Raw genomic sequence first — 25,988 nt, 5'->3', positions numbered from 1 at the left:
ACTCATTTTTGATTCAGCTACCATCACACCGCTGTCACCAAGGAATTTGTTCGCCCTGTGATTATTTTTCGCTATCTCTGCCGCGAGCTGCTGTTTGCCACGCTGGCGGTCAGCGCAGTTTTGCTGTTAATTGTGATGAGCGGCCGATTCGTGAAATATCTGGCGGAAGCTGCCGCTGGGGATATTTCCGCGAATATCCTGTTCTCCCTGATGGGGTTCCGCTTGCCGGGATTCCTGGAACTGGTTTTACCGCTGGGCCTGTTTGTGGGGATTCTCCTCGCCTATGGCCGCCTCTATATAGAAAGTGAAATGACCGTTTTACACGCCTGTGGCTTTAGCGACTGGCGTCTATTGGGTTACACCATGATCCCGGCGCTGATGCTGGCGTTGGTGGTGGCCTCTATGAGTCTGTATTTCTCCCCGGCGGGTATGGCGCGCTCTACCAGCTTGCTCACTGCGGAAAAAGCCCGCAACGAGTTTGATCATTTGGTGCCAAAGAAATTTGTCTCCTCCCAAGGGGGCCGCGCGGTTTACTACGCCGATGCGCTGAGTGAGGACAAGTCCACTATGTTGGGGGTGTTCCTGGCGGAGTTGGGCGGCGCAGAAGCGGAAACCGAGGCGGACCAACAGGTAGTTATCCGCGCCCGCGAAGGCGTGCAGGAAATCGATCCGAAGACGGGCCTGCGCTATTTGGTTTTGCGCGACGGGTTTCGCTACGAGGGCGTTCCCGGCGAGCGGGAGTACCGCCAGATGAAGTTCAGCAGTTACTCCGTCATTCTTGAGGTGCCCCGCGAGCGCAGCCGCCAGCGGGACCAGATGGAATCCGCCTCTACCCTGGAGCTGCTCAAGGGCGATGACCCGCAGCAGCGGGCCTATCTCTACTGGCGTTTCAGCCTGCCGATCTTGGTATTGGTGGTCGCCGTGCTGGCGGTGCCGCTCTCCCGCACCAACCCTCGCCAGGGGCGCTTTGCGAAGATGATCCCCGCGATTTTGCTGTATATCACCTACCTGGTGATCTTGCAGGGGGTTCGCGGGGCGATTGAGGACGGCAAGATTTCCAACCCGGCAATGATCTGGCTGGTACACCCGCCGTTCCTGCTGCTCGGCTTGCTGTTGTTAGCGGGCAGAAATTGGCGCAAGGCGCCGCCCAAGCGTTTGCCCGAGGGTGTGAAGGAGTCGTCAGGTGAGTAAGCTTGATCTATATATCGCCCGCACCGTTATCGCTGCTGTGGGCGGTGCACTGATGATTATCCTCGGCCTCACCGTGGTCTTTGCCCTGGTGGATCAGTTGGGAGAGCTGGAGAAGGACTACGGCTTTGTCGACGCCCTCAAATATGTGGGCTGGACCCTGCCGGCGCGTATTTACGAGCAGTTGGGTTTTTCCGCCCTGGTGGGCTGCCTGGTGGGGCTGGGCTCGCTGGCGGGCACCAGTGAGCTGACCATTATGCGGGCTGCGGGCATTTCCATTGGCCGGATTACCTGGTCGGTGATGAAGCCGATTACCCTGTTGATTTTGCTCGGCCTGGGGCTGGCGGAATTTGTTATTCCCAAAACCAATGTGATCGCCGAGAGCGATAAAGCCCGGGCGCTGGGTGAGCTGGAAGCGAGCGGTCTGGAAAGCGGTCTGTGGCTGAAAGACAGCGGTGAGTTTGTTCACTTCAATGCGGCGCTGCCGGATGGTGAACTCTACGGTGTTACCCGCTATCACTTCGGTGCCAATCGGGAGTTGGAGCGGGTAGAGTTTGCCGAGCGCGGCCATTTTGATGGCGAGCGCTGGGAGCTGGAGAATAGCCGCACCACCCTTTTTACCGGTGAGCATACCGAGAGTGAAACCGTATCCACGAGCGAGTGGAAAGCGGAGATTTCGCCGGAGTTGTTTGCCCTGGTGGTGCCGCTGCCGGCGGACCTGTCACCGCGCAACCTGTGGGCCTACGGCAAATTCCTCGATCGCAAGGGCGAGGACTCCAGCCGCTACTGGTTGCAGTTTTGGAAGAAAGTGTTGCAGCCGCTCACCATCGCCAGCCTGGTGATGGTGGCGATCTCCTTTATTTTTGGCCCCCTGCGGGAAGTGACTACCGGGCTGCGCGTATTTATCGGCCTGGTGGTTGGTCTGGTGTTCCAGTTTATCCAGGATATCCTGGGGCCATCCTCCCTGGTATTTGGCTTCCCGCCTTTCCTCGCCGTGCTCTTGCCGATACTGCTGTGCTTCGGTGCCGGCTGGTATCTACTGCAAAGGGCCCGCTAGGGCCCCGCAGGATCTATTTGGATTTCTTGGGCAGTATGCGCACTTGGGATTCGGAGATAAGGTCATGCCAGGTGGCCTTATCGGATCTGGCCCAGGCCGAGAAGAAACCGAGCCCCAGACAGGCAATCGACAGGGGCGCGACTATGGCGCGCAGAACACATTGGCGCCAGGTGAGCTGAACCCCATTGGGGCTCGCCAGCAGCAGGCGCCAGGCGCGCATTCCCACCGTTTGGCCCGCCGCCCGCCAGGACCAGAAGTAATAGCCGGCAATAACCGCCAGCGCGCCCAGCTGGAAGAAGGGTCCGCTGACACAGGGGTTGTAGTCATTTACCTCGGGCTGGCAATTGAGCCCCACCACTGTCGACGCAACCATCATCGCAATAAAGCCGTAAACCACCAATAGGCCCATCAGTATCAGCAGGTCGTAGAGCAGTGCCGCCAGGCGCCGGCCTACCCCGGCAATCGGGAGTTCAGGGAAAGATTTGGGGGGGGTTGAGCTACTCACGGTTATCTCCGCCGGTTTAGGTGGCGGAGATTCTAACAAACCTGTAAACGGGGAAGGAGAGGGGAGGCGCCGGACTTCAGGGACTCGTTAAAACTCCAGTTCAAAAGAGAACTTGAATTTGTCGTCGGACAGGGAGATTCCATAGTCCACCGAGCCACCAATCTTGCCCTCGTGATCGGTGTAGCGGAGCAGGCCAATACGCGCGGCGCGGGAGTTTTGTGTCTTGTAGGTGTCGAGGCCCATGCGCAGGATTTTGGACAGCGCTTTGCCGCCTCTCAGGGGCTTAAACTTGTCCGGGCTGGTGTGCATTTGCAGCCACTGGTAATTCAGGCGCCGCTGCAAATTGCTCATACTGTTGGTACGCAGGTACTCGGCGGCCTGGGTTAGGGCGTCGTTATCCATGGCAAATGCGGAGTCGGGAAAGATCAAGCTGCCGGATTCCAGGTTCAGGGCTTCGCGGGAATCTGGAATAAACAAATCATCGGCAGAGCAGACACAGCACACCGGCAGGAGGGCTAGACCAAGAGTCTTTGGCACTAGCTGATTGACGCTAAATCGAAAACTGCAAAGTAGCATTGCGGTTGCCCCTGGATATCAACTTCTCGTGTCATTGGTCGTATACGGTCGTTGAATTTATTATGGATCATCGCAAACAAAGCATTTTTTCGAACAAATTAGGCGGCTGTTGCCACTCTGCTTACTTGACGGTCGGAAATATTCAGCACCTTCCTTGAAGATCGCATGAAATGGGTACTTTTTCATTTTTGCCCAAGTAGTCGCAAATGTGATTAAGGGACCGCCAATGTTTTTTTATTATTATTTTGATATTTCTGCGCCAAAGCTGATGAAAAAATACTCTTAAATTACTACCGGTTCCAGCGGGCCGGAGCCCGGTTGTCGGGAAGGCGCGCGCAAATACGCTACGCCACTATTTTCCCGCAAATAATCAGTGAGGAGGGGGGGGATAGAGGGTCGGCCTTGGGTTCGTGTATTGCATCTATAGCGAGGCCGCTGTTGTTAAATAACTGCACCCAGCTCTCCAGTGTGCGGAAATACCAGGGCGCGGCCTCGGCAAAGTTCCCCTCAATCCCGTCCCAGGAACCCGGGCGCCAGCCATCCCGGTAGGGCTGTTCCGCACAGGCCCAGTGGGGGTGAAGTGTTTGGACCACAAAGTGTCCACCGTCGAGCAGCAGTTCGCGCGCCCTGCCAAACAGCTGCTCGACGGACTCTTTTCCGATAAGGGAAAAATTACATACGATCAGTGCAAATTGTTGCTCCAACTTTTCGGCGCAGATTTCCTCGTATTGCAGTTGCCGGTAAGAGTCACAGCTACCGGCGCGGGCGCGGGCAATATTGACTAAATCTTTTACGCCATCGACACCGCATACCGGAATACCCTGTTGTGCGAACACTCTGCTGAGCCAGCCCTCACCGCAGCCGATATCCAAAATCGTTGCGGGTTGGTAGGCGATGATGGCGCTGACAATGGCGGCGTCGGTGACCAGTCGGCGGCTGGGGATGGCGGCCTTATCTACTACTTTAGTCCACTCGTGCGCATTCTTATGCCAGCTGGCGAGGACTTGATCATCACTGAATTCGGAATTGGGCATGCTTGGGGGACCTCCAGCCTGTCATTATTCTGTGCTTGAGTGTACCGTCAGCTGACATCCAGCTACAAAGGTGCTGAGGTCCCATGTCCACTCAAATGATTTTTGATTATGTGATCGTAGGTGCTGGCTCCGCCGGTTGTGTTTTGGCAAATCGGCTCAGTGCCGAAGAGCAGCATCGAGTTTGTCTCTTAGAGGCGGGCCCCAAAGATCGGAGCCCCCTGATTTCTATCCCGGTGGGTATCGGCGAGTTGTTACCGGGTACCCGCTATAACCTGCACCACCACACCACGCCACAGCAGCATCTGAACAACCGCAAACTATTTTGGCCGCGAGGCAGAACCCTGGGCGGGAGCAGTGCGATCAATGCCATGATTTATATCCGTGGCAATAGCGACGATTACGATGCTTGGGAAGCTGCGGGCAATCCCGGTTGGGGTTGGCAGGGGCTGCTGCCTTACTTCCTGGTGGCGGAGGGCAATGAGCGCGGCACCGATGCCTATCACAGCGGCTACGGTCCTCTGTCGGTATCGGACCTAAAGTGGACCACCGAAGCGAGCAAGGCTTTTTTACGCGCGACAGAGTCCCTGGGATACCGGCCGAATAATGACTTTAACGGCAGGCAGCAAAATGGGGTGGGCTTTTACCAGGTGACACAGCGGCGCGGGCGGCGCTGTTCTGCGGCAGCGGCTTATCTGCACCCGATTGCCAACCGTTCAAATCTGCGCGTTTGCACCGATAGCCAGGTGGCGCGAATTATTCTCAGTGGAGAAAAGGCCACCGGGGTCGAATTACTCGATGGCACTAAAATTTTGGCGAACAAAGAGGTGATCTTAAGTGCCGGTGCTATTCAGTCGCCACAGTTGCTGCTGCTGTCCGGTATTGGCGACCAGGATCAGCTGCGCAAGCAGGGTCTGGCCTCACAGGCGCACCTTCCGGGGGTGGGTAAAAATTTGCAGGATCACCTGGATATTATCCAAGTGGTGGAGGCCTCGGAGCCGGTCAGTTTTTCCGAAGCGCTATGGCCCAAAGTGCTCACTGCGCTGCGCCTGCCGGAACTGATCCTGTTTAATAAAGGACCTCTGAGCAGTAATGTGGCCGAGGCGGGGGGCTTTGCCAGTTCCAGTTTGGCGGGGAGCAACCCGGATATTCAATTCCACATGACGGCGGTCCCAACCTTTCAGCACGGTTTTAACAAGCGCACCTGCTATGGTTACTCCCTCCACGCCTGTGCCCTGAGGCCCAAGAGTCGCGGCGAGATCACCTTGAATTCCACCGACCCGCGCAAACTGCCGCGAATAGAGCCCAACTATTTGAGCGAGCCCGAGGACCTGCAAGTGATGGTGGAGGCGTTCGAAATGGCACAGGAGATCCTCGCCCAGGAGGAGTTGAGTCGCTATCAGAAAAAGTCACTGCGTCCAGAGCAGAAGTTGAGTGATAGAGAGGCAATCATCCACTATATTCGCCAGCATGCAGAATCCATCTATCACCCGATAGGCACCTGCCGAATGGGTGATGATGAATTAGCTGTCGTGGATAGCGAGCTAAAAGTACGCGGAGTGGATGGACTGAGGGTTGTGGACGCCTCCATAATGCCCACCCTGATCAGTGGCAATACCAATGCGCCTGTGATCGCTATTGCGGAGAAGGCGGCAGATTTGATTTTGCAGCGATCTCCGCACTCGTTTGTAAAAGAGAATAGACACACTCAGGAAGTTGAATGATCTGGCAATGCCCGCTCTGTGCTGCCCCCTTAACCTTAGGTAAAGATTCTTGGCACTGTACTAATCGACATAGTTTTGACCGCGCGCGCGAGGGCTATGTCAATCTGTTGCCTGTTTATCGCAAGCGCCGCAAAGATCCCGGTGATTCCTCCGAGATGTTGCACGCCCGGCGGCGCTTTCTCCACGCCGGTTACTACCGGCCCCTGGTCGATAGCATTGCGGCGCTAATGCCCTACAAGCCCGGCCGCCGCTTGCTGGATATCGGCTGTGGCGAGGGGTATTACCTGCGGGAACTTGAGGCGGCCGGCTGGCATGGCCACGCGCTTTCCGGTATCGATATTTCCAAGTCCGGTGTGCGTATGGCGGCCAAGCGCGATACCAGCGCTCAGTTTGTGGTTGCCAGCAATGTGAATCTGCCTGTGGCCTCGGAGTCCGTGGACAACCTGCTAAAAATCTTTGCTCCGGCGCCAGATCACGAGATGGCGCGGGTGATTAAAGTCGGGGGGCATCTGTTGGATGTATCCCCCGGCCCCGATCATCTGTGGACATTAAAGCAAGCCCTGTATCGGGAACCGCGCAAACACCCCGCCCCCAAAGTGATCGACAAGTTGACGCCGGAAGTCGATTTGCGCTGCTGCTTTCCTTTCGTGCTGAAGGGTCAGCAGGCCATTTCAGATTTTCTCGCGATGACGCCTTTTGCCTGGAAAGGCAATCGGGAAGCGCGGCAGCAGCTGGAAGAGCGCGACAGCCTGGAGCTGGAGGCGGATTTTGTTGTGCGCCGTTTTATAAAACACAGCTAGCGGTCACAGCGGCTAGACAGTAGCGCCTCCTATGTGGCGTTTGACAGAGAGACGATAGAGGTAAAAGGGCAGCTTGATGGCGACTCCCAGAGACTTTGGATTTATGCGGCGAGCCCTGGAGCTTGCCCAACTCGCCGCTGAGCGCGGTGAAGTACCGGTGGGTGCAGTTTTGGTACAGGATGGAAAAATTATCGGCGAGGGCAGCAACCGGCCCATCGGCAATTGTGACCCCAGTGCCCATGCGGAAATTGTCGCCCTGCGGCAAGCGGCGGATAAGCAACAGAATTACCGCCTGCCAAACACCACTTTATATGTGACGATTGAGCCCTGCACCATGTGCTTTGGCGCTCTGGTACACGCGCGGGTAGGGCGCTTGGTGTACGGCGCCACCGAGCCCCGGGCCGGTGTGGTGGAAAGCCAGTTGGAATTGGCCCAGGCCAGCTTTTTTAATCATAAGGTTGCGGTGGAGTCGGGGGTTATGGCGGAAGAGGCGAGTAACTTAGTGCGCGAGTTCTTTCATGATCGACGCTGATTTACTGCTGGCCTTCGCGGTGAATGTGCTGGTTGTCGCCATTGTCGTCCTGATTCACCACGAAGCGCTCAGCGCCCTTGCCCGTATCGGCGGCTGGGTACCGATCAGACACAATCTGGCGATTGTCCTGGGGGTGTTTGGTGCCCTGATTGCCCATGTGGTCGAAATATGGCTATTTGCCTACTGCTATTACTTTATGGTGAATTCGCCCTATTTTGGCACCCTGGTAGGTAACTTTAATGGCAGTCTGCTCGACTGTGCCTACTTCTCCTTTACCACCTATACCTCACTGGGGTTTGGCGATATTGAGCCGCTGGGGCACCTGCGTTTTACCGCCGGACTGGAAGCCCTCACGGGACTGGTAATGATTACCTGGACCGCCTCTTTTATGTTTTTAAAAATGCAGCGCTATTGGGAAGATTAAGGCGGGGCCAGGCCGGAATTGAGAGGGCAAAATAGGGGCTGAGGATGAACTCGGGCTTTATCAAAATGGCACTGGTCCTGGGGCTGCTCAGCTCTGTGGGCCCTATGGCCATCGATATGTACCTGCCCGCGCTGCCGCAAATAACCAAAGCCCTCAATACTTCAACGAGTGTCACACAATATACCCTAATGGTCTATTTTGTCGCCTTTGGGGTATGCCAGCTACTCTATGGTCCTACCTCGGATATCTTTGGCCGCAAACCGCCACTCTATTTTGGCTTATCACTTTTTACCATTGCATCAATTTGTTGTGCTTTAGCGCCAACGATTGAGTGGCTGATCGTTTTTCGGTTTTTTCAGGGGGTCGGTGCGGCTTCAGTGATGTCTATCCCCCGGGCCATTATTCGAGATTCTTACACTGGGATGCAGGCAACCCGCCTTTTAACCACCGTAATGCTGGTATTTTCAATTTCTCCTCTGCTGGCACCACTCATTGGCAGCCTGCTGTTGGTGAATTTTGGCTGGCGCAGTGTGTTTATGGGAATTTCCGTTGCTGCGGCCTTGTGCTTGGTCCTCGCCATAACCAGTCTGCGCGAGAGCCTGAAACCAGAAAATAAAGTTCCCTTTAAGCGAAGCGCCCTGTTGCAATCTTTTACGCTATTGCTGCGCGACCCTATTTATCTCGGGCTGATTGGCATTGGCGGATTTGGCTTTTCCGCGTTCTTTGCTTTCCTTTCGACAGCCTCATTTTTATATATGGGCTATTACGGTTTGCAGCCCACTCAGTTCAGCTTAGCGTTTGCCTTGAATGCTATTGGTTTCTTTCTGCCGAGTCAGTTTGCCGCGAATCTCGGCGCGCGCTTTGGCCCGGTGAGGCTGGTCAAATGGAGTGTGGCCGGTTTTGCCCTGAGTGCGATAACTATGTATACGGTCGTTACGGCGGGCTTCGATCAATTTATATTTCTTATATTAATGCTGTTGTTGTGCAATATGTTTTTGGGGATGTTGCTTCCCATGGTGCTTATCCTATCTCTGGAGCAGCACGGGCCCATTGCGGGAACGGCCTCCTCTCTGGGCGGGGCGATGCAGTTATCGATGGGCGCAATATCAATTGCAATGATCAGTCTAATATTTGACGGTACCCCCGGGCCTCTGGTCAGCGTTATCGCTGTTTGCAGTCTTCTGGCACTGGTAGTATCGATTTTGGTCCTGCGCAATGTACACAGTATTGCGGCGAATTGAGGCGTGCTCTATCGGGTGCCGGCTGGATTTGATCACAACAGTCACCGCCACCCGATAGGAGGATTTTAGGGGAAATTTACGCGGCTCTAGTAGGCGCCGGCGCTGTAGATTAATTCATAGCTATGGCTGTAAATTTCCAAAATGTTACCGAATGGATCTTCCATGTAAATCATGCGGTAAGGCTTTTCACCGGGGTAGTAATAGCGGGGCTCCGGCATGCGTTTTTTGCCTCCAGCGGCAACAATTTTATCCGCCAGCTCTTCCAGGTTGGGATCTTGCACGCAGAAGTGAAAGATACCGGTTTTCCAGTACTCAAAATTATCTTCGGGGTTTTCCTGATTGTTAAACTGGAACAGTTCTACCCCAATCCGGTCTCCGGTGGATAGGTGGGCGATGCGGAAACTGCCCCAGTTGGGACCAAATACGTCGGTACACATTTCACCGATAGCGCTCTTGTCCTCGGTGATATCGGTGGGCTTCATAATCAGGTACCAGCCCAGCACCTCGGTATAAAACTTTACGGCTGCTTCCAGGTCTGGCACTGAAATACCGATATGAGAAAAGGTTCTCGGGTATGCGCTGCTCATGGCAATCTCCTTGGTTGAATACGGCCAAGTTACAACCTATGGCTCATTACGTATAATTATCATTTGTTATCTTTTTGAGTAATTTCTGTAATGATTAATCCAGTGTGGCTGCGGAGCTTTTGCACCCTGGCGGAGGAGGGGCACTTCACCCGCACGGCGGATCGCTTACATATGACACAGTCTGGGGTAAGCCAGCATATTCGCAAGCTAGAGGAGCACCTGGGGGTCGCCCTGTTAATCAGGCAGGGTAAGCACTTCGCGCTCACAGATGCGGGTGGCAGGCTTTACCGGGAGGGGCAGGGGATTATTCAAGCGCTCTCCAACCTGGGGCATATTATTGGCGAGGACCCACCGCATCAGGGCGCGGTAAGGGTCATGTGCCCAGGTAGTGTGGGGCTTAAGCTCTACCCGAAGCTGCTGTCCCAGCAGCAAGTCCACCGGGGGCTGGCGATCAGCTGCCGCTTTGCCCCCAATTTGGATGTGGAGAAGGCGATCGCAGAAAACGACGCTGATATAGGATTAATGACTAGTCCTCCACAAGCGCAGGAGGTTGATAGCAGGCCGATCGCCAGTGAGCAGTTGCTGCTGGTGACACCGGCAGAGGTGGCAAGCCCTGATTGGCAGCAGCTGTTAGCCTTGGGGTATATCGGCCACCCCGACGGTATCCATCACGCGAGTCTATTATTGGGGGCAAACTTCCCGCAATTTCGCAGCCTTAACGATTTCCAGCAAAAAGGCTTTTCTAACCAAATCAGCTTGATTCTGGAGCCTGTTAGCCTGGGATTGGGTTTTACTGTTTTGCCCAGCTATGCGGTAAATGCGTTTCGAGAGCCGAATTTGATCAGGGCACACAGCCTGGAGAAGCCCGTGAGTGAGACACTCTTTTTGGCGCTTCGACGCAGTCAGGTTGTGCCCGCCAGAGTGGAGTTTATTATCCGCGAAATGGAGAAATGGCTTTAATCAGGTGCGCAAAAATCCAGAATTGTAAGATTGACTCGCGGCGGGGCGAATAGCTACTGGTGCAAGGCCTTTTGCGCATGCTCCGTGAGATTGATCGTGATCTGCTTGATTAGCTTCGACTTTAAGTTCCAGACATGCCAGTAAAGGGGGATCTGCAAATAGTGATCCTCTGTGAACTTGATCAGTTTTCCACTTTTGATCAGGCTGGCCACCTGAATGTCCGGCGCCATCCCCCAACCGAGCCCCAGGGTTAAAAAGCTGAGAAAGCTTTTTGACGAGGGAATTTCATGGGAGGGGTACTGGCCGGTCTCCACCCCCCAAAACTGTTTCAGGTAGCGGCTCTGTAATTGATCCTTGTAGCTGAACTCTACGGCTGGAGCGTAGCGAAACTCTTCAACATTAATTGGATCTGAGAAAAACTTCTTCTTAAACGCCTTGGTGCACACCGGGTAATAGGCCATATGACCCAGCAGTACCGACTGGCACCCCTGGAGGTTGCTGGTGGTAGAGCTGATGCAGCCGATAACCTCGCCATTCTTTAATAGCTCATGGGTGGCTTCCTGGTCATCTACTTTTAGGTCCACCAATAGCTGTTGGGATCGAATCAGTGGTGTGATCGCGGTCAGAAACCAGGTATCCAAGCTGTCCACATTCAGTGCGATACGAACCTTATTCTGATTGCTATAGCGGGTCTTGCCCCCCTCGGGATCGATATCCGTGAGCAGCTCCTGCTGTAATAGATGCATTTGTTGGTAGTAGCCCAGCACTTTGAGGCCGGCCTCAGTGGGGCGCAATGGGCTGGAGCGGATCAGCAACGCCTGCCCCACCTGGCTCTCTAGCGCTTTGATTCGCTGGGAAATTGCAGACTGGCTGATATGGAGTAGCGCGGCGGCTTTGTCAAAACTGCGCTCTTCCAGCACAAAGGCAAAGGCCTGGAGTTGCTTGAGGTCTAGCATAAGAATTTCTTATGAGGGATCAGTATAATTAAATTTACTTATTCTAGTTTGCCTCTTAATCTCGCGCCACCATTCAGGCCCGCAGCCCTGCGGGTATTTCCAAATTAGAGAGTGAAACACAGGAGGTATTGTGTTTTCAGGGTTGTTGTTGGCACCGCTCGCAAAAGGTTTTTTGACTACCATCAGCTTGATTATGGCGATTGGAGCGCAGAACGCATTTCTGCTGACGCAGAGTATCCGTCGTCAATATCACTATAGTATCGCGGCATTATGTGTAGTGATGGATATCGCCTTGATTTCTGCCGGTGTGTTCCTGGTTGCACATATTGCACAGGCCGGTGGCGACTGGATGATCTGGCTAACCTGGCTCGGTGCGGCTTTCCTTTTCTCCTATGGCGCTATGGCCTTCCGCTCGGCTTTCTCCAATAAAGGTCTGGGGGAGCAAAAAGAGTGGATGAAGTCCCGCCGCTCAGCTCTGCTCACTGCGGTAGCCTTAACCCTGCTCAACCCCCATGCCTACGTGGATACCATCGTGCTTATCGGCTCGGTGGGGGCTCAGTATGCCGGCCAGGGTTCCTGGTTTTTCGTACTGGGCGCATGCAGTGCCTCCCTGTTGTGGTTCACTCTGCTCTCTGTAGGGGGCAGCATGATGCAGCCTCTATTTAAAAACCCCAGAACCTGGCAGGTGCTCGATGTTCTGGTGGGGATTATGATGTGGACCATTGCGATCAGCTTGCTGTGGACACAGTAGCCATTCGATAACGGCTGCCAGAGATAGCTGTAGATCCGCTCTACAGCTATCTTTTTATCTCATCGCGATTTTTTATTGCCCGCCTTAGCTCTCCCCGAGCATAGCCCCCGATCTACTTGCTCGCTCACTGCGACTACTCAAATAGTGCCCCAATTGCATACAGGGTCTCTCCACCAGCCAGTAAAGAATTGCTGCCAGAGCAAAACTGAGCAGGGTGATAAGCACCAGAAGGGTGGGCAGAGGATAGTTTGCCAACCCTTGCCCCCAAGGTTGGGTTATCGCCCAATTGCCGACAAAGACAACCGCCAGGTGAAACAAGTAAATGGAATAGCTGATAGTCCCCAGCGCAGCCAGATATCGCAGGGGTTTTACTCGGAGCAATACAAAGGCCAGAAAAATTGCCAAAGCGATAAAATGAGATAAAGCGAAGCGCAGTGGGGTTTCACTGATCGATCTACCGATAAAGTGCAGGATGGCAACGAATAACGGAATAGAGAAAGTGGCAAGCAGCCCCCACAACAGGTAGCGGTAACCGCGCCTTGTCTCATAGTAATATCTGATCAGGGCCCCGCAGAACATTACTGCAATCGCAAAGGGGAGGTAACTGGTGGTAGCGGGAAGTTGTAATAGAGGGTTGGGCGATTGCCCCAGCAGTTGCAGGCCGACAAATACCGATAGAGTCCCCCAGCACAGCATAAGCAGGTATCTGGGATTCCCCAGTAGTCGCAAATGAAACATCAGCGCGCAGAGGCAGTAAAAAACCAGTTCTGCGGTGAGGGTCCAATAGAGAGTCTGGACACTTGTAAACCCTATAAGCCCCTGCAACATAGTCGTATTGGCCAGAATCGTCCCTGCAGAGAATGATCGCTCAGCGAGCGCCCATGCCAATCCGATTATTACGGCCAGGGACAGCCAATAGGCGGGGTACAAGCGGAAGAAGCGGCGAATCGCAAAGCTCTTTAGGGAGCGGTTTGATACGAGGAGGCTATGGGGAATGACAAAGCCGGAGATCAAGAAAAAGCAAAGCACCCCAATCCGGCCAAAATCCAGCTGACTGATAAGTTCAGCCAGCCCTGTGCCGTGCTGAGCGATAGAGGGCGTGCGGATAAATACTTCACTACCGTGTTGCCAGACAACTAAGGTTGCAGCCAGCCCCCGCAGTGCATCGAGATTGAGAAGACGTGTGCTCATGTCTGACGACCTATATCCTTGGTCAATTTAATGGTTCCTTCGGTGCTCTGGGGGTGTATTCCCGCTGAGTGGGCGGCCAGGAATCCGCCTGGGCAAGGCTGTAGTTTTAGAGGGGGTAACTCATTATTTTTCGCAGTAAAAGAGTCCCACCCCGAAGGGTGGGAAATCTATTAATGAGCCTGGTGTTCTAAGGCTCCCAGGAAAGTGGCGATCTCACCCACTTGCTGTGTGCTCAATTTCTGACCCAGCTGGTACCAGGCCATATCGTAAATTGCCTGTTCAATAGTTTCCACGCTCCCATCATGAAAGTAGGGGGCACTTCTGCTTACATCACGCAGCATAGGGACCTTGAATACCATCTTATCACTTTCATGACCTGTAACTTTATAGCGACCCAAATCTTCCTGGTGTGGATATTGATTGGCTAAGCCCAGTTTCTGGTACATGTTTCCACCCAGCGTTGCGCCATTGTGACATGCCGTACAACCGGTATTGATAAAGGTTTTCAAGCCTTTTAACTCTTCTTTTGTCAAGGCGTGATCGTCACCTTCCATAAAAACATCAAAGCGATCATTTGTGATCAGTGTGCGTTCAAATGCGGCAATAGCCTGAGCAATATTATCGTAAGAGATCGCATTCTCATTACCAAAAACACGCTTGAAGCTCACTTGATATTCATCAATTTTTGATATTTTTTCCTCAACAGCTTCTGCCGAAGGCATACCCATTTCCACAGGGTTTAGTATTGGACCTTTTGCTTGTTCTTTTAGGTCTTCAGCGCGGCCATCCCAAAATTGAGCTAACTGGAACCCGGAGTTCCATACCGTTGGGGAGTTGCGATCCCCTTGAGTACCGGGCAGTGCGCCCAGTGATGTTGCCTTGTTGTCAACGCCGGAGCCGTTATAGCTACCGACTTGGTGGCAGTCGTTACAGGACTGGCTGTCATTGATTGAAAGCCGTTTGTCCATAAAGAGTGTTTTCCCCAGCTCAACCATGGCAGGAGTGTCCCCCTCACTGCCGGGCATCGTATCTGAGAGAGTGCCAAACATAATTTTTGATTGCTGGCGTAGTTGATTTATATCAACTTCAACTTCTGCCGATATGGAACTAGACAGCAAGCTTGCCGCCGCCATCACACTGCCAATTATTGAAAATTTTAGATTTGTTTTCCCCGAAAACTTCTTTTTGATCACTTTAGTATCTCTCCCATGCCTCAAAAAATAATGCCGGTCCATCTGCCATTTTATCAAAAACTGAATGGCTTCACTATATGATTGGCAGCGCCTATCTGACATCGCAACTTATAAAAATTACTATTAATTTTTGCTTGTGCAAAGCTGTTCACAAAATAAACCTTTGTTGTTCAGTTTGTGCTCGGATAGGGAGTTCTTAACAGCGTATTGTTGGCTAGTTGAAAAATATTGCATGCGTGAATTGATAGTCAGCTTAGGGGCTTGTTGCTGTATGAAGTGCAGTAGAGGCTGATTGTTTAAAAATCGTGAAAGTGTTATTTCACTAAAGAGATATGGGGAAGGACTGGCAGCCTGCTCGCTACCGTTAGTATGCTTAGAGGGCGCTAGTGTGAGGTTAAAAACACTTCTGAAATTTTAACCTCATAGCTGTTGCGTTGCAGTACTTACCAAGGGCTATACCATTTGCACTGAGCTGCAACTAATCTCTGAGAGGTATTGCGGGGTTATTCACAAGTCTCTTAACTGCCAAGAGCCCATCTAACCCCAGACGCAAATACGCCCGTATTAACCGCCCAGTAAGAGCTTGCAAATGAACCAGCTGTCACTCCAAGGGCCACTTTTACCTGGCTAAACTGCCAGCGTTCGCGAAAGCCTAAATATACCAATATCCCCAGGGTGGTGAGCATCATGGGCTCGTAAAAATATCGAATGGGTGCATCAAAAGGGAATAGAAATAAGCCATAGATTAACCTGCCTAATCCAGGCGGCAGTATAACTATCAAACTCAGCATCATGCACAGCATATGTTTTTTAGGGGATTTTCGCTGAAGAAAGCCTGAGAGAAGAAAGAAAACAAAAAGTGGTAATAAAAATAAGTCAACCCAATAGACCAGCTGAAAAATTTTATCTTTTTCCAGGGTGGACTCAAGCGTAGTGGAGAACACCCAGGATGAGGTGCCGATAAACAAGGTAGCTACGATTAGGGACAGCCAGCCTAGATACTTATGCAGAGATGTACTTTGGCCGAGTGCCAGATAAGCTTGGCTGCATATCAATAAAATCCAAAGGAAAGAAATTATCCCGTGGAAATGGTGCATTGTAGATAGGCTTTGATAAGCCATAAAGTAGCTGGGGGAGAACCCTAGTACAATTATTGCAGATAGGCTACAAACCCAAAAGAAAATAGACCTGGAACTCAAACTGTCATCCTTACATAGTGATATCTGAACTTGTTGGGTGAAAATGTTGCTGGCTAAAATTTATCCAAAAGCAATGTGTAACTATCTAAACCTTAGCTGGGGTTAAATAGGGTAGCGTGTATCTATTCTGTCATAGCGATCTTCATGCAATCGATCTCAGGCTGGGATATACCATAGTTACCAGTTAAATCATTTAGGGATGTCAAGCCAGTAAATATCTAAAGTAGGCAGCTTTGGTCTTGATTGCTATTGATAGTTATTTAAGTAACAGCCTGCTTTCAATGGGAAAAAATTCACTCGCTGCATTAATTAGTGCCCCAGCGGTTAAATCCGGCACGCCATATACTTCAACCTTCTTGCCTCTATCTAAGCGGAGTTTGTGGGCTAGAATATCAAAATCACCATCTCCTGAAACTAAAACGATAGTATCTGCCAGATTTGAATATTCCATTGCATCGATAGTTATACCCACGTCCCAGTCGCCCTTGGCGGAGCCATCGGATCTTTGTGTAAAGGGTTTTAATTTTACTTCAAAGCCGATAGATCTTAATATATTTTGAAATTCACTCTGTTTTCTATCGCCACGATCAATGGCGTAAGCCGTAGCTTTTACCACATCTCTTCCGCCGGTAGCTTCCCGCCAAAACTTATTGTAATCAAAGTTTCGTTTGTAGATTTGTCTACAGGTATAGTAAACGTTTTGCACATCAACTAATAAAGCAACCCTTTCCATTTAAAAATCCAGTAGCTTGTTGCATCTAATACTAACAGCAGTGGGCACCATTAGCTGTCACTTGGGCAGATACTTTATGACGCTGGTTTTTCATATTCAAGTGATGACTGTCTGATCAGTCTAGCTCGCCTCTCCGATTGATGCAGATTTTTGGTTAAAATTTGACCAGCCTGAAGGAAGCTCCAGGTATAGCTGGCGTACAGGAGCATCTTTCTCATGCGATGGGCTACTAGATGGCGGCCTCTATGGGGGATTGGATACTACATAGTAGAGAATAAGCGGCCTAAATGGCTTTAATTGTGGGGTCTATCACTCGGTTGTTGTACTGGCGTCAATTTTGGGTTGACAGGGACGGGCCACTGTATTCTATACTGTATGCATATACAGTTACTGTGTGGGGGAAGCATGGGAATCAAAAGCATTATTTTTGACGGGGAGCCTATGCTGATCTGTCGTTACCGGTCGAGCTATAACAATCAGCCAATGTACGCAATCAGCATCCTCAATTATACAAAGTACGTACGCAGCTTTTCGGTTTCCGTAGATATAGATCTGCGCAGCGAGTTGGAGCTAACACTAGCGCAGATGCGAGGGGTTGAGACCAATATGAATTGGGTAGAGCCTTAGTAGAGGCGTGATCTACTATTGCCCTAAATGACTCCTCTTTGCTGGTGGCTGTTTAAAGAAATTTATATGGAGATAAAGCATGGAGAGAAAAACCAACAGATTTGCCATATTTGCTGAGCGTATTCATTTAATGAATGGTGGCGCAAAGAGTTTTAGAGGGTCTGCGCCAACTGGCGAGAAGGCAATGGAGCTTGCGGAAGAGATAGCCAAATCTGAGAAAGCGCAGTTTTATTCTTGGCTACAGATTCTTGATATATCTAGTGGGGAATTTATCGAGTATTCTATAAAGAGCGGTGGAGTGCTGGAAGAAAGGGATTGCTAGAAGTGAATGGTATACGTAAAGCTTGAATTTTAATATTTTGTTCTTTTTCAACCTGAAAGGATTCGGTAAGTTGGCTTTTGGGGCAGTTTAACTGCTCCAGAGTAAAATTTGCTACGTTTGTTGTTCGCTCTTAGGTGTGAGATAGTCTCTTAGCCTGAATAATAAAACTGCTAGGAATAAAGGAAACAAATACCCTGTTACATTGTTGGCAATCATTAGTACGATTTTCGTTTGCCTGAAAAGCTCCATATCACCGATATACTTATGTATATATATTGGGGCGGCAAGGTTAATTATCTGCAACGCGAGTATAAGTATGCTTAGGATTGCCGATATAGTTATAAGTGCAAAATCTTTCTGTAGTAAGATTTTTTTATAATTCACTGTCAATATTATATACAGGGTTGGCGGTATAAGTATAAGTGCAGCGCAAAGAGCCAAGAGAATTACCGAATAAGTCACAGTTGCCATCCGCGTCTAAACCCTTTAGTTATGGGTATTGTAGTAAATAAATTTTAAATTGTGCGCTTGTCTCAGTTTCTTGAGGGGTTATTTAGTCAACACTTCGGACACTTTTGAGGGGCAAATTGGGGGGCGTGGTGCTGGAATCCATGGGCGGAGACTGAGAGAATAAGGTTTACGAAATCTGATTAACGCAGTAACCGCCCATGGAAGACACAATTAAAACAGTTTTTGCCAAAATGTCCAGTGTTGGTAAGCCCCAGCAGAAATTTATGATGACTCTATTGTCGGTACTGATGGTCTTTCGAGGCAAGGCGACCTATCTGAATATGGACAGATTCAGCACCTCAAGTGAGAAGCGTTATCGATGCTGGTCACATAGATGCTTTGACTTCACCCAGTTTAACACCACATTATTTGCCAGTGAACTCCAAGAAAATCGTGAATGTGTCGCCGCTACTGATGCCAGTTTTATCAGTAAATCTGACAAAAAGACTGATGGCCTAGGGTGGTTTTATAACGGCAGCGCTGGAGAATCACAACGCGGCCTTGAGATCTCTACGATTAGTGTCACCGACTTGAAAACAAATACTGCCTATGCCATAGATTCCCAGCAAACGATCGATGAAGAAGGAAAATCGAGGGTTGAACAATATATGAGCCATGCTCTCAAAGTTCTACCGAAGTTGCTTAATCTTGAGATTAAATATCTTGCAGCAGACGAATTTTATAGTAAAAAGGCATTTGTTAACCCAATTCTTCAGGAAGGAATGCATATCGTTGGAAAGTTACGGATTGATGCTAATTTGCAGTGGCTATACGAGGGGGAATACAACGGTCAGGGACGCCCTAAACGGTTTGACGGAAAAGTTGACCTTGAAGATTTATGCCGTTTTAATTTTTCTGGAACTTTTGATGCTAAAGTTAAAGTCTACACGAAGGTGGTGCACGCCAAATTTTTAAAGCGTGCCATACGCGTGGTGCTGCTCAAGCCTATCGATGACGATAAAAAAGGAAGTGCGCTACTGTATTCTACAGATACGAATTTAGATGCAGTGAAATTGGTCTCGTACTACAAATCAAAATTTCAAATAGAGTTCTTATTCAGGGATGCGAAGCAATACACCGGATTAACTCACTGTCAATCCGTACGAAAGAAAGCCATAAACCTTCATGTTAATGCGTCTCTGACAGCGCTGAATTTACTGAAATTTGAAGATCGCAGAGAGATACAGACAGATGCACCTACAGTTATCTCAATCGCCAGCTGGAAGCGCCGCAAGTTCAACCAGCATCTGATGGATAGGGTTTTTAGCAGCTTAGGTCTGGACCGAAGCTGTGAAAAAGTCAGCTACATTTATGATCGCTACAGCGATTACGGGGCAATTGCGGCATAAAAGTGTCCGAAGTGTTGGTCCATAACAGTTCTCTTTAACTATGCGGGCCTATTTTAAGGGCCGTAAAGAATAGGCTGAATAGCATGATTGCTGTGGGCTGAGAGAAGGGGTGAGTCTGAAAATAAAACCGCCCCCACTATGTGAGGGCGGTTTTTTAACAATGAATGAGTTATAGATCTTCGATTTCAACTTGGTAGGGGTGCCCATCTTTCCAGTTGGCATATAAGGCGTTACTGTCAGTATCTTTACTGCTACTTAAACGCTTCTCTACATCTTTACCGCCTAATACCATAGTAAGCTCACCACTATTTAGCAGTTCCCATGCACAAATGCTGGATGCATCGACAGTCAAAAATGTTTTACTGGCTCAACCCGAGATGTTGCAGCTCTAACATCCATGTAGTATTTATTGTCCTTGGCGTTAACTAATTTAAGATAAAAGGCGCCGTTTTTCTTGGAATAAAATTTCTTTTCAAATTCGGCTGCATGGGCTTTTTCTCCGCCGCTTCGGAAAATGTCACCCTTAAGAAAGACATAACCGCAACCCTTACCTTCTTGATTTAGCTTTATAATAACTTTGCTCATGATGATCTCTTTTGACCTATGTATGGTAGAGGTTTGAATAATTACGCAAATGCGCAATGCTATTTTGGTTCGATCGAGTGAGTTGGTGAATAGCACTTATGCTTTGAATAATACGGTATAGGGGGTTTTTTCTATATAGGCAGCATATAGGCTGTGTAAGAGGCGTGTTGTAGGCTTAGATGTACTCTAGGAGTCTTCTGCCTTTAAAAATTATTGAAGCTATAGGGTGTGGAGATTGTTTGTCGGTGACCATAGGTAAGCGTTGATTGAGTGGTAAGGAGGTGGGTAGATTTTCTGTAGGTATATATTTCTCGACTATCCTAAGGGGCGTAACACTTTTCTAATACTATATCGCTTAAGTATTCTACTTGGCGTAATGCAGATAGATTTTATAAAAAATGGACTTTTTCAGGGTTTGATTTCGAGCTTTGTATTGGGTTTATATGTTTGGCGCTAAAAACTACTGTCCTACCGGTGGAGGGAATTGCTTAAATTACTGTTATATGTTTTAAAGAAAGTGGAACCTATGCTGGGTGGGAAAGGTTTTTAGGATTGAAGTAAATCGATGAATAACTCAGTAGAAAGTAGGAGGTGAGCAGTGGTGTTGCCGTAGTGGGTTGGGCAGGCCTCTGTATTGAGATTGAGGGCTTCTTGCATGGGCTCCGATGCATAAATAGTCTATAGAGTTAGACTTCAGTAGAAAAATCAAAAAATCAAAAAATCAATTAAAGAGATTCAAGATGAAAAAAGTTACTGATCGATCATATTTTACACTTTGGATATTTTTTTGTATTTTGTGTAGTCCCGCGCTTTCTAGTGATAAGTCAAAGGAAGATCAAAGCTATCAAATAGAGTCTAATCATTCCGATGATGAGCAGTTCGATGTGTATACCTACTTAGAATGGGATGAGGAAGCTGTTCAGCCGGACTTTTCTGGATATTACGCCCGAATCAAGAAACTTAGTGATGGTCGTCTCGCTTTAGTCTACGAGCGTGCACTGCGTGCAAAGGTGAGATTCAGTTCAGACCTTGGTAAAACCTGGTTTGATGAAATCGATGTTTCAGGTAAAGACGGCTATAGTTATGCAAATCCTGAAATTATTGAGCTAGAGAATGGTTGGTTGGTCTATGGAGCAAATGGTAGACCGACAAATCAAACTTCTACTAACTTGTTACCTTATACGATAAGTGTCAATATTTCCATAGATAGGGGAGTAACATGGAGTAATGATATCCTTGTGTATACCTGTGGAACGACATTCAGTACCGGCTGCTGGGAGCCTAGCTTTCTACAGTTACCTAATGGCGAATTACAGATCTATTTTGCCGACGAGAGTGAATATCTCAACAGTAATGAGCAGCAGATTTCTATGCTGTCTTCACCTAATCATGGACTGACTTGGCTAAACAAAAAAGCTATCAGCTACAGCCAAGGGAGTCGCGATGGAATGCCTGTACCACTATTGCTCAATAATAGTCAGGAGATTGTTGTTGCCATTGAAGATAATGGAATCAATGGCCAATTCAAACCTACCACTGTTAGGACAAGTCTTGAAAATAATTGGAATCAAGGTCCGGTGCTGAAAGGAGATCCTCTCCGAGAGCTTGCGGTTTCTTCTAACCTGTTACCTTATGAAACCTATGCCGGTGCTCCTTATATTGTTCAATTGTCGGGAGGGGAGACCCTGCTCTCGATACAGTCAAATATCGGTCGGAAAACCACTAATAGAAATATACAGGTTTACATTGGTGATGAAGAGGCAAGAAATTTTTCTCGCCCTTCAACGCCCTTCCCAAGTCTTGGAGACGATGAAGAGCTGCTCTGGAATGGCCTGGGAGTATTGGATGACTCAACTGTTATCTCAATAGCCTCTCCTGGTCTGAGAACTTCGGTAGGCCATGTTAAGCGAGTGCGACTTGAGTGGCAGAAAGGCGGTTGCCAGGAACACTTTGAGCCAGGATATTTTATCAAACAATTGTATTCGCAAACTATTGAGTCCTGCGCAAAAGCCTGTGAAGACGAGGGGTGTAGCATGTTTCAAATTGGACGGGAAGATGATGTTTCAGGGAGGCAGGGTTGGTGTAATCTGTATGCCAAGCAGTGTACTAACAATTATGACCCCACTTGGGATACATATACACCACTGGAACTATAGCAGCATCCACAATTCGCTAGATTGATGCTGGACTGTGAAGTTATGCTTCGATTCATATATGTAGCGAATGATACAGTGATATTAGGATTTTTCTAGAGGTCTGGGCATTCACGGTATTTTTGTGGGTGCCCAGGACTACTTTTATATTGAGTTTATGTCATCAATATAAATTTGTTGAAAATTTGGCCAGTCGTAGAGTGCTTCAGGGTTAAAGTCTTGCCCGTCAGGCCACTCAAGGTTGCCACCATCATTGAGTTTAACTTGCTTAAAGTAAGCTGTATCTTTCAGTTTGCTCAACCAGCCTTTGCCGATCACAGGTTCAAAGTTAATTGTTTGTTGTGTGCCATCAACAAAGTTTAGTTCAATGGTATAGTTACCAATAATTTTGTAGTTGTTAATTGACCACTTGTCTAAATCAGACATAATCTATCGTGATTTTATTAATGCTTGAGTGCTGAGGATAATCACTTGTTAAGCTTCCTCACTAACTCTAGACCATACATCATAGAATCCTACTAATTTCATATAGCATGAGATTTCATATTCGAGATCAGGTAACATTTCAAGATTATCTTTACTGCCCATTACCTCTATTCCGTCTCTATGGTCATTGTGAATAGAGTCTACAACGTACCAGATAAATAGGGAAAATTTTTCTGCTTCATTGGTAGTGCCCACTCCCTCTTTTAGTATCTTGTTTATAGTGCTATCTTTGTATGGTTCTACGTAATGGAGCAGTAAATCTTGAATGTGAAAATATCGTATAAATTTAATCATTATCCTGCTTGAGGTCTCAGTGTGGTTTTTGTTTTAATGAGGTGTGGGGCAGCTTAAAAAATGGCTGTTTCAGCGATGTGAGCTTCCCCCACCTTTACTTTTCACTGTTTCATAAGAGGTAAACCTATGGAAGGCAATCCCCCTGTCTCAGTTATTTTTTCTGGTTGGCGCATCACGGGTAGGGGCTATAAGACTTTGGGATGTCAAAAGTCATATATTGGGAAATAGCTTCTATAACCGCATTGGCACTGTTCTTAGAATAACCACCACCACCAAGTATAACAGCGGGGATAGAGCGCTGATTAAGAGCACTTAAGGTTAACTTTTCTCTCTCTACGATATCTTCAATTTCTAAGTGAAGTCCGCCCAGTTCATCGCAGCTTAGGGGGTCGGTACCTGCAACTACAAAGGCTATTTTATAGTCAGAATCTAATTTTTCCAGTGCCTCGCTATATCGATTTAGATATTCCTGGCCTTCTGTACCTGGATTTAGGGGGGCTGAGATATTTACCCGATTCCGTGTATAGTTTGATGCAGGATAAATGCCAGCATTGTATACATCTAAAATCGTTACGTTTTCATTCTCCATAAATGTGTGTGCGTTGCCGTTGCCATGATGAGCATCTGTGTCGATTATTAGTATTTTATCTTCAGGCTTTAGTTGGCCGCTTTTTATCAATTGCTGATAGCAAATCCCAATATCGTTATAGATACAGAACCCTTCCATACTTTGTTGCATAGCGTGATGATATCCGCCGGATAGATTCCAGTAGATCTCACTCTTTTCAAGAGCAGACTCCGCACCAAGGATAGTTCCTGCAACTGCCCAGCGCATAGGGGAGAGAATTTCCTTGTCTAATAGTGAAAAGCTAATCAGCGGGATACCGGGAAGCTCAAGTGCTTGAAGAATTTCATCTTTACTGCGCACTCTAGGTCTCATGCTGCTTGATAGGAATTCATCGATAACCTCCATACTGGCTGGAGATTTAGGCTCTATAAAACTAATCCCTTTATTGTTTTTTAGTTGATGTTGAATCTTCTGAAACTTGGTCCCATCAAATGGGTGTAGATAATTTAGTGGTCCAAGATCTATATTGTAATGTTTGCTGTAGATGACATTCATGGGAATTCCTTTTCAAGTGTATTGAGATTTTTGGATGCCTTAAAGTTTTATTTTGGGTCTGGTGTCGCGTTTAAGCCCCTAGCTACCATGCTCAAATAGTATTTTTAATCTATCGGCCCCGGAGCGGCTAGATATTAAAGTGGTTTTATGCTCATCATCAATAATCACTGCCAACTTTCCATTTAAATAACGCTGAACCTCCAAGACTCTATCCAGATTAATTAGGTAGCTGCGGTGTAGGCGCAGAAATTGATCTGGGTTGAGCTTTTGTTCCAGTTGATCCAGGCCCATTTGTAGAGGTTTGATGCCTTTGCTGGTGTGAGCAATAATTGAGCCCTGTTCAGACTTAATATACGAAATATCACTCAGATCAATAAAGGTCATACGATCATCGCACTTACTTACGAGGCGCTTCAATTCGGTTGAATCACCCTTCACCTGGGTGCTGTTATGGAGAAGTTCAATTCGCTTCTGAGCTTTTTCAATGGCAGCTTTTAAACGTTGTAACGGGAAAGGTTTGAGTAAGTAATCGATGGTATCGTGGTTAAAAGCATCAATAGCAAATTTGGAATATGCGGTTGTAAAAATAATATAGGGTTGGTAGGTTAGAGCGTCTAGTACATCCAGCCCACTAAGATGCGGCATTTCAATGTCCATCAGCAGTAGCTGTGGTTGATGCTCCTCAATCAGACTCAACGCTTCTAGACCAGATTTTGCTTCTGCTACCAACTCAACAGAGCTAATAGTTGCCAGCTGAGCTTTTAACTTATTTCTTGCCGGTGCTTCATCTTCGGCAATAATTACCCTTAAATTCATACAGACATCTCAACTTTAACGTGGGCGCCGCATTGATTGCTCAGAGTAAGTTTACCATTTGGCTGTAGCTCAATACGCTGGCGTAAATTATGAATCCCAGTGCCCTGTGAGTGGCTTAAACTAAGAACGCTTTCCTGAAATCCATGTCCATTATCTACAACTTCAATAATTACCTTGTCATTCTCCAAATAGATACGGCATTGGATATGTAAGTTTTCTATCTTGCGGCAGTGCTTGAAGCAGTTCTCAAAGATTGGCTGTAATAGCAGGGGCGGAATAGAAATATCGCAGGCTCTTGGGTCTGCCACAATATCTACTGTTAAATGATCGCCAAAACGGGTTTTTTCTATTTCTAAATATTTGTTGATCAGTTCAATTTCTTCTTTAATTGTAGTTTTTTCTAGTTCGCCAGTGTCGAGAGAATATCTCAATATGTCCGCCAGCTTGTGTAAAATTTCATCCGCAAGGTGTGGGTCGCTATGAATATAGGAGGAGATAGTATTGAGGCTATTGAACATAAAATGTGGATTAAGCTGGTAGCGCAATGTTTGTAATTTGGCTTTCTGCATGGCGAGCTTTTGCTCAGAGGCTTTATGGCGGTATTCCAGCATGGCGTAAGAGCAGTATAAACAGGTAGCCCACATCAGCCCATTAAAGATAATACCAAGCCCCATATTCAAGCCGCCTTCAACACTGAATGCGAACTCTATAAACCAGCTGACGCACTGGTTTCCAATAGTCATATGGACTACCAGGATCATCCACTCTATTAACAATGAATGATAGCCCCTACGCCTAAGGCGCAATACAATGAGGGCTGTGGACCAGGTCGGCAGCCAATAAAAGAAGACAAACCATATCGGTGCACCAGTGAGAGCACTGCTAACCGAGCTTATATCTCCCGATTCAAAAAAGACAAATACGCAAGCTATATCCAGTAACAGAACGACGACAAATGATTTTGCAAAGAAAGGATGTTTAAGATCTTGTAGTATTGACATAAAATATTGATGAGTAATAGTCATCACAGTTTATTTTAGATTGGTAAATTATATGGGGAATACAAAAGATAAGA

28 protein-coding genes are annotated in these 25,988 nt (G+C 48.3%); 13 read left to right on the top strand and 15 right to left on the bottom strand.

Annotation, left to right across the window (positions count from 1 at the left end; all coding sequences use genetic code 11):
- The first annotated feature begins 57 nt into the window (after positions 1 to 57).
- Together lptF and lptG are read left to right on the top strand one after the other, a co-directional pair.
- Positions 58 to 1,191 carry an LPS export ABC transporter permease LptF gene (gene lptF, locus ACJJIF_RS09890; protein ID WP_444932049.1) on the top strand — a complete coding sequence of 378 codons (1,134 nt, stop codon included), beginning with the start codon at positions 58 to 60 and terminating at the stop codon, positions 1,189 to 1,191.
- Positions 1,184 to 2,245, top strand: coding sequence for an LPS export ABC transporter permease LptG (gene lptG, locus ACJJIF_RS09885; protein ID WP_444932048.1), 1,062 nt, complete (start codon positions 1,184 to 1,186; stop codon positions 2,243 to 2,245). The genes lptF and lptG overlap by 8 nt, the downstream gene beginning before the upstream one ends.
- Before the next feature lie 13 nt (positions 2,246 to 2,258).
- On the opposite strand, the gene ACJJIF_RS09880 is transcribed toward lptG, so the two are convergent.
- The 3 genes from ACJJIF_RS09880 to ACJJIF_RS09870 all read right to left on the bottom strand — a co-directional run bounded on the left by ACJJIF_RS09880 (position 2,259) and on the right by ACJJIF_RS09870 (position 4,360).
- Positions 2,259 to 2,750, bottom strand: coding sequence for an RDD family protein (locus ACJJIF_RS09880; protein ID WP_444932047.1), 492 nt, complete (start codon positions 2,748 to 2,750; stop codon positions 2,259 to 2,261).
- An 87-nt stretch (positions 2,751 to 2,837) separates the two neighbouring features.
- Positions 2,838 to 3,326, bottom strand: coding sequence for a hypothetical protein (locus tag ACJJIF_RS09875; RefSeq protein WP_444932046.1), 489 nt, complete (start codon positions 3,324 to 3,326; stop codon positions 2,838 to 2,840).
- 344 nt (positions 3,327 to 3,670) lie between these two features.
- Positions 3,671 to 4,360 carry a class I SAM-dependent methyltransferase gene (locus tag ACJJIF_RS09870; protein ID WP_444932045.1) on the bottom strand — a complete coding sequence of 230 codons (690 nt, stop codon included), beginning with the start codon at positions 4,358 to 4,360 and terminating at the stop codon, positions 3,671 to 3,673.
- An 83-nt stretch (positions 4,361 to 4,443) separates the two neighbouring features.
- On the opposite strand from ACJJIF_RS09870, the gene ACJJIF_RS09865 reads away from it, so the two are divergent.
- The 5 genes from ACJJIF_RS09865 to ACJJIF_RS09845 all read left to right on the top strand — a co-directional run bounded on the left by ACJJIF_RS09865 (position 4,444) and on the right by ACJJIF_RS09845 (position 9,078).
- On the top strand, positions 4,444 to 6,081 hold the full coding sequence (locus tag ACJJIF_RS09865; protein WP_444932044.1) for a GMC family oxidoreductase: 1,638 nt from the start codon (positions 4,444 to 4,446) through the stop codon (positions 6,079 to 6,081).
- Positions 6,078 to 6,881, top strand: coding sequence for a putative RNA methyltransferase (locus ACJJIF_RS09860; RefSeq protein ID WP_444932043.1), 804 nt, complete (start codon positions 6,078 to 6,080; stop codon positions 6,879 to 6,881). The genes ACJJIF_RS09865 and ACJJIF_RS09860 overlap by 4 nt, the downstream gene beginning before the upstream one ends.
- A gap of 76 nt (positions 6,882 to 6,957) precedes the next feature.
- Positions 6,958 to 7,413, top strand: a complete 456-nt coding sequence (gene tadA / locus ACJJIF_RS09855; RefSeq protein WP_444932042.1) for a tRNA adenosine(34) deaminase TadA — start codon at positions 6,958 to 6,960, stop codon at positions 7,411 to 7,413.
- Positions 7,400 to 7,837: an ion channel gene (locus tag ACJJIF_RS09850; protein WP_444932041.1), complete on the top strand. Its 438-nt coding sequence runs from the start codon at positions 7,400 to 7,402 to the stop codon at positions 7,835 to 7,837. The genes tadA and ACJJIF_RS09850 overlap by 14 nt, the downstream gene beginning before the upstream one ends.
- A 44-nt stretch (positions 7,838 to 7,881) precedes the next feature.
- Positions 7,882 to 9,078: a multidrug effflux MFS transporter gene (locus tag ACJJIF_RS09845; protein WP_444932040.1), complete on the top strand. Its 1,197-nt coding sequence runs from the start codon at positions 7,882 to 7,884 to the stop codon at positions 9,076 to 9,078.
- 86 nt (positions 9,079 to 9,164) lie between these two features.
- Here ACJJIF_RS09845 and ACJJIF_RS09840 read toward each other — a convergent pair whose 3' ends face one another.
- Entirely contained in the window at positions 9,165 to 9,665 is a 501-nt protein-coding gene (locus tag ACJJIF_RS09840) for a lactoylglutathione lyase family protein (RefSeq protein ID WP_444932039.1), read from the bottom strand.
- A 90-nt stretch (positions 9,666 to 9,755) separates the two neighbouring features.
- Between ACJJIF_RS09840 and ACJJIF_RS09835 the strand changes: the two genes are divergently transcribed.
- Complete coding sequence (locus ACJJIF_RS09835; RefSeq protein WP_444932038.1) at positions 9,756 to 10,625, top strand: LysR family transcriptional regulator; 870 nt, start codon at positions 9,756 to 9,758, stop codon at positions 10,623 to 10,625.
- A 53-nt stretch (positions 10,626 to 10,678) separates the two neighbouring features.
- Here the strand turns inward: ACJJIF_RS09835 and ACJJIF_RS09830 are convergent, their stop codons facing one another.
- Complete coding sequence (locus ACJJIF_RS09830; RefSeq protein ID WP_444932037.1) at positions 10,679 to 11,581, bottom strand: LysR family transcriptional regulator ArgP; 903 nt, start codon at positions 11,579 to 11,581, stop codon at positions 10,679 to 10,681.
- 130 nt (positions 11,582 to 11,711) lie between these two features.
- Here ACJJIF_RS09830 and ACJJIF_RS09825 point away from each other — a divergent pair, with 130 nt between their 5' ends.
- Positions 11,712 to 12,332 carry a LysE/ArgO family amino acid transporter gene (locus tag ACJJIF_RS09825; RefSeq protein WP_444932036.1) on the top strand — a complete coding sequence of 207 codons (621 nt, stop codon included), beginning with the start codon at positions 11,712 to 11,714 and terminating at the stop codon, positions 12,330 to 12,332.
- Between the two features lie 84 nt (positions 12,333 to 12,416).
- On the opposite strand, the gene ACJJIF_RS09820 is transcribed toward ACJJIF_RS09825, so the two are convergent.
- The 4 genes from ACJJIF_RS09820 to ACJJIF_RS09805 all read right to left on the bottom strand — a co-directional run bounded on the left by ACJJIF_RS09820 (position 12,417) and on the right by ACJJIF_RS09805 (position 16,648).
- Positions 12,417 to 13,523, bottom strand: a complete 1,107-nt coding sequence (locus ACJJIF_RS09820; protein ID WP_444932035.1) for an acyltransferase family protein — start codon at positions 13,521 to 13,523, stop codon at positions 12,417 to 12,419.
- 170 nt (positions 13,524 to 13,693) lie between these two features.
- Entirely contained in the window at positions 13,694 to 14,716 is a 1,023-nt protein-coding gene (locus ACJJIF_RS09815) for a cytochrome-c peroxidase (RefSeq protein WP_444932034.1), read from the bottom strand.
- A 518-nt stretch (positions 14,717 to 15,234) separates the two neighbouring features.
- Positions 15,235 to 15,837 carry a hypothetical protein gene (locus ACJJIF_RS09810; protein WP_444932033.1) on the bottom strand — a complete coding sequence of 201 codons (603 nt, stop codon included), beginning with the start codon at positions 15,835 to 15,837 and terminating at the stop codon, positions 15,235 to 15,237.
- A gap of 334 nt (positions 15,838 to 16,171) precedes the next feature.
- Positions 16,172 to 16,648: a LabA-like NYN domain-containing protein gene (locus tag ACJJIF_RS09805; protein ID WP_444932032.1), complete on the bottom strand. Its 477-nt coding sequence runs from the start codon at positions 16,646 to 16,648 to the stop codon at positions 16,172 to 16,174.
- A gap of 405 nt (positions 16,649 to 17,053) precedes the next feature.
- Here ACJJIF_RS09805 and ACJJIF_RS09800 point away from each other — a divergent pair, with 405 nt between their 5' ends.
- The 3 genes from ACJJIF_RS09800 to ACJJIF_RS09790 all read left to right on the top strand — a co-directional run bounded on the left by ACJJIF_RS09800 (position 17,054) and on the right by ACJJIF_RS09790 (position 19,456).
- Positions 17,054 to 17,275 carry a hypothetical protein gene (locus tag ACJJIF_RS09800; RefSeq protein WP_444932031.1) on the top strand — a complete coding sequence of 74 codons (222 nt, stop codon included), beginning with the start codon at positions 17,054 to 17,056 and terminating at the stop codon, positions 17,273 to 17,275.
- 79 nt (positions 17,276 to 17,354) lie between these two features.
- Positions 17,355 to 17,597 (top strand): hypothetical protein, encoded by a 243-nt coding sequence (locus ACJJIF_RS09795; protein ID WP_444932030.1) that lies wholly within the window; start codon positions 17,355 to 17,357, stop codon positions 17,595 to 17,597.
- Positions 17,598 to 18,265: 668 nt separating this feature from the next.
- Entirely contained in the window at positions 18,266 to 19,456 is a 1,191-nt protein-coding gene (locus tag ACJJIF_RS09790; RefSeq protein ID WP_444932029.1) for a transposase, read from the top strand.
- 169 nt (positions 19,457 to 19,625) lie between these two features.
- Here ACJJIF_RS09790 and ACJJIF_RS09785 read toward each other — a convergent pair whose 3' ends face one another.
- Entirely contained in the window at positions 19,626 to 19,748 is a 123-nt protein-coding gene (locus ACJJIF_RS09785; RefSeq protein WP_444932028.1) for a hypothetical protein, read from the bottom strand.
- A gap of 56 nt (positions 19,749 to 19,804) precedes the next feature.
- Positions 19,805 to 20,041 (bottom strand): hypothetical protein, encoded by a 237-nt coding sequence (locus tag ACJJIF_RS09780; protein ID WP_444932027.1) that lies wholly within the window; start codon positions 20,039 to 20,041, stop codon positions 19,805 to 19,807.
- A gap of 740 nt (positions 20,042 to 20,781) precedes the next feature.
- Between ACJJIF_RS09780 and ACJJIF_RS09775 the strand changes: the two genes are divergently transcribed.
- Complete coding sequence (locus ACJJIF_RS09775) at positions 20,782 to 22,197, top strand: sialidase family protein (protein WP_444932026.1); 1,416 nt, start codon at positions 20,782 to 20,784, stop codon at positions 22,195 to 22,197.
- Between the two features lie 141 nt (positions 22,198 to 22,338).
- On the opposite strand, the gene ACJJIF_RS09770 is transcribed toward ACJJIF_RS09775, so the two are convergent.
- The 4 genes from ACJJIF_RS09770 to ACJJIF_RS09755 all read right to left on the bottom strand — a co-directional run bounded on the left by ACJJIF_RS09770 (position 22,339) and on the right by ACJJIF_RS09755 (position 25,656).
- Positions 22,339 to 22,620 carry a DUF2442 domain-containing protein gene (locus tag ACJJIF_RS09770; protein WP_444932025.1) on the bottom strand — a complete coding sequence of 94 codons (282 nt, stop codon included), beginning with the start codon at positions 22,618 to 22,620 and terminating at the stop codon, positions 22,339 to 22,341.
- A gap of 526 nt (positions 22,621 to 23,146) precedes the next feature.
- Complete coding sequence (locus tag ACJJIF_RS09765) at positions 23,147 to 24,097, bottom strand: histone deacetylase family protein (protein ID WP_444932024.1); 951 nt, start codon at positions 24,095 to 24,097, stop codon at positions 23,147 to 23,149.
- A gap of 78 nt (positions 24,098 to 24,175) precedes the next feature.
- Complete coding sequence (locus ACJJIF_RS09760; protein ID WP_444932023.1) at positions 24,176 to 24,913, bottom strand: LytR/AlgR family response regulator transcription factor; 738 nt, start codon at positions 24,911 to 24,913, stop codon at positions 24,176 to 24,178.
- A complete protein-coding gene (locus tag ACJJIF_RS09755; protein WP_444932022.1) occupies positions 24,910 to 25,656 on the bottom strand; it encodes a sensor histidine kinase in 747 nt (248 codons plus the stop codon). Before ACJJIF_RS09755 ends, ACJJIF_RS09760 begins: the two co-directional genes overlap by 4 nt.
- Positions 25,657 to 25,988: the final 332 nt, after the last annotated feature.

This window comes from Microbulbifer regidiadema (SeqCode) (genome assembly GCF_052467605.1).
The sequence above is the reverse complement of the archived record's forward strand: the minus strand, read 5'-3'. Positions and strand labels throughout refer to the sequence as shown.

Bases quoted from the DNA above. Each gene is read 5' to 3' on its own strand.
- ACJJIF_RS09870 (WP_444932045.1), bottom strand. From the start codon at position 4,360: ATGCCCAATTCCGAATTCAGTGATGATCAAGTCCTCGCCAGCTGGCAT.
- ACJJIF_RS09765 (WP_444932024.1), bottom strand. From the start codon at position 24,097: ATGAATGTCATCTACAGCAAACATTACAATATAGATCTTGGACCACTA.
- ACJJIF_RS09775 (WP_444932026.1), top strand. From the start codon at position 20,782: ATGAAAAAAGTTACTGATCGATCATATTTTACACTTTGGATATTTTTT.
- ACJJIF_RS09770 (WP_444932025.1), bottom strand. From the start codon at position 22,620: ATGTCTGATTTAGACAAGTGGTCAATTAACAACTACAAAATTATTGGT.
- ACJJIF_RS09860 (WP_444932043.1), top strand. From the start codon at position 6,078: ATGATCTGGCAATGCCCGCTCTGTGCTGCCCCCTTAACCTTAGGTAAA.
- ACJJIF_RS09800 (WP_444932031.1), top strand. From the start codon at position 17,054: ATGGGAATCAAAAGCATTATTTTTGACGGGGAGCCTATGCTGATCTGT.
- ACJJIF_RS09805 (WP_444932032.1), bottom strand. From the start codon at position 16,648: ATGGAAAGGGTTGCTTTATTAGTTGATGTGCAAAACGTTTACTATACC.
- ACJJIF_RS09840 (WP_444932039.1), bottom strand. From the start codon at position 9,665: ATGAGCAGCGCATACCCGAGAACCTTTTCTCATATCGGTATTTCAGTG.
- ACJJIF_RS09865 (WP_444932044.1), top strand. From the start codon at position 4,444: ATGTCCACTCAAATGATTTTTGATTATGTGATCGTAGGTGCTGGCTCC.
- ACJJIF_RS09850 (WP_444932041.1), top strand. From the start codon at position 7,400: ATGATCGACGCTGATTTACTGCTGGCCTTCGCGGTGAATGTGCTGGTT.
- ACJJIF_RS09845 (WP_444932040.1), top strand. From the start codon at position 7,882: ATGAACTCGGGCTTTATCAAAATGGCACTGGTCCTGGGGCTGCTCAGC.
- ACJJIF_RS09795 (WP_444932030.1), top strand. From the start codon at position 17,355: ATGGAGAGAAAAACCAACAGATTTGCCATATTTGCTGAGCGTATTCAT.
- ACJJIF_RS09790 (WP_444932029.1), top strand. From the start codon at position 18,266: ATGGAAGACACAATTAAAACAGTTTTTGCCAAAATGTCCAGTGTTGGT.
- ACJJIF_RS09830 (WP_444932037.1), bottom strand. From the start codon at position 11,581: ATGCTAGACCTCAAGCAACTCCAGGCCTTTGCCTTTGTGCTGGAAGAG.
- ACJJIF_RS09810 (WP_444932033.1), bottom strand. From the start codon at position 15,837: ATGGCTTATCAAAGCCTATCTACAATGCACCATTTCCACGGGATAATT.
- tadA (WP_444932042.1), top strand. From the start codon at position 6,958: ATGGCGACTCCCAGAGACTTTGGATTTATGCGGCGAGCCCTGGAGCTT.
- ACJJIF_RS09785 (WP_444932028.1), bottom strand. From the start codon at position 19,748: ATGGTATTAGGCGGTAAAGATGTAGAGAAGCGTTTAAGTAGCAGTAAA.
- ACJJIF_RS09755 (WP_444932022.1), bottom strand. From the start codon at position 25,656: ATGACTATTGGAAACCAGTGCGTCAGCTGGTTTATAGAGTTCGCATTC.
- ACJJIF_RS09835 (WP_444932038.1), top strand. From the start codon at position 9,756: ATGATTAATCCAGTGTGGCTGCGGAGCTTTTGCACCCTGGCGGAGGAG.
- ACJJIF_RS09820 (WP_444932035.1), bottom strand. From the start codon at position 13,523: ATGAGCACACGTCTTCTCAATCTCGATGCACTGCGGGGGCTGGCTGCA.
- ACJJIF_RS09780 (WP_444932027.1), bottom strand. From the start codon at position 20,041: ATGAGCAAAGTTATTATAAAGCTAAATCAAGAAGGTAAGGGTTGCGGT.
- ACJJIF_RS09875 (WP_444932046.1), bottom strand. From the start codon at position 3,326: ATGCTACTTTGCAGTTTTCGATTTAGCGTCAATCAGCTAGTGCCAAAG.
- ACJJIF_RS09760 (WP_444932023.1), bottom strand. From the start codon at position 24,913: ATGAATTTAAGGGTAATTATTGCCGAAGATGAAGCACCGGCAAGAAAT.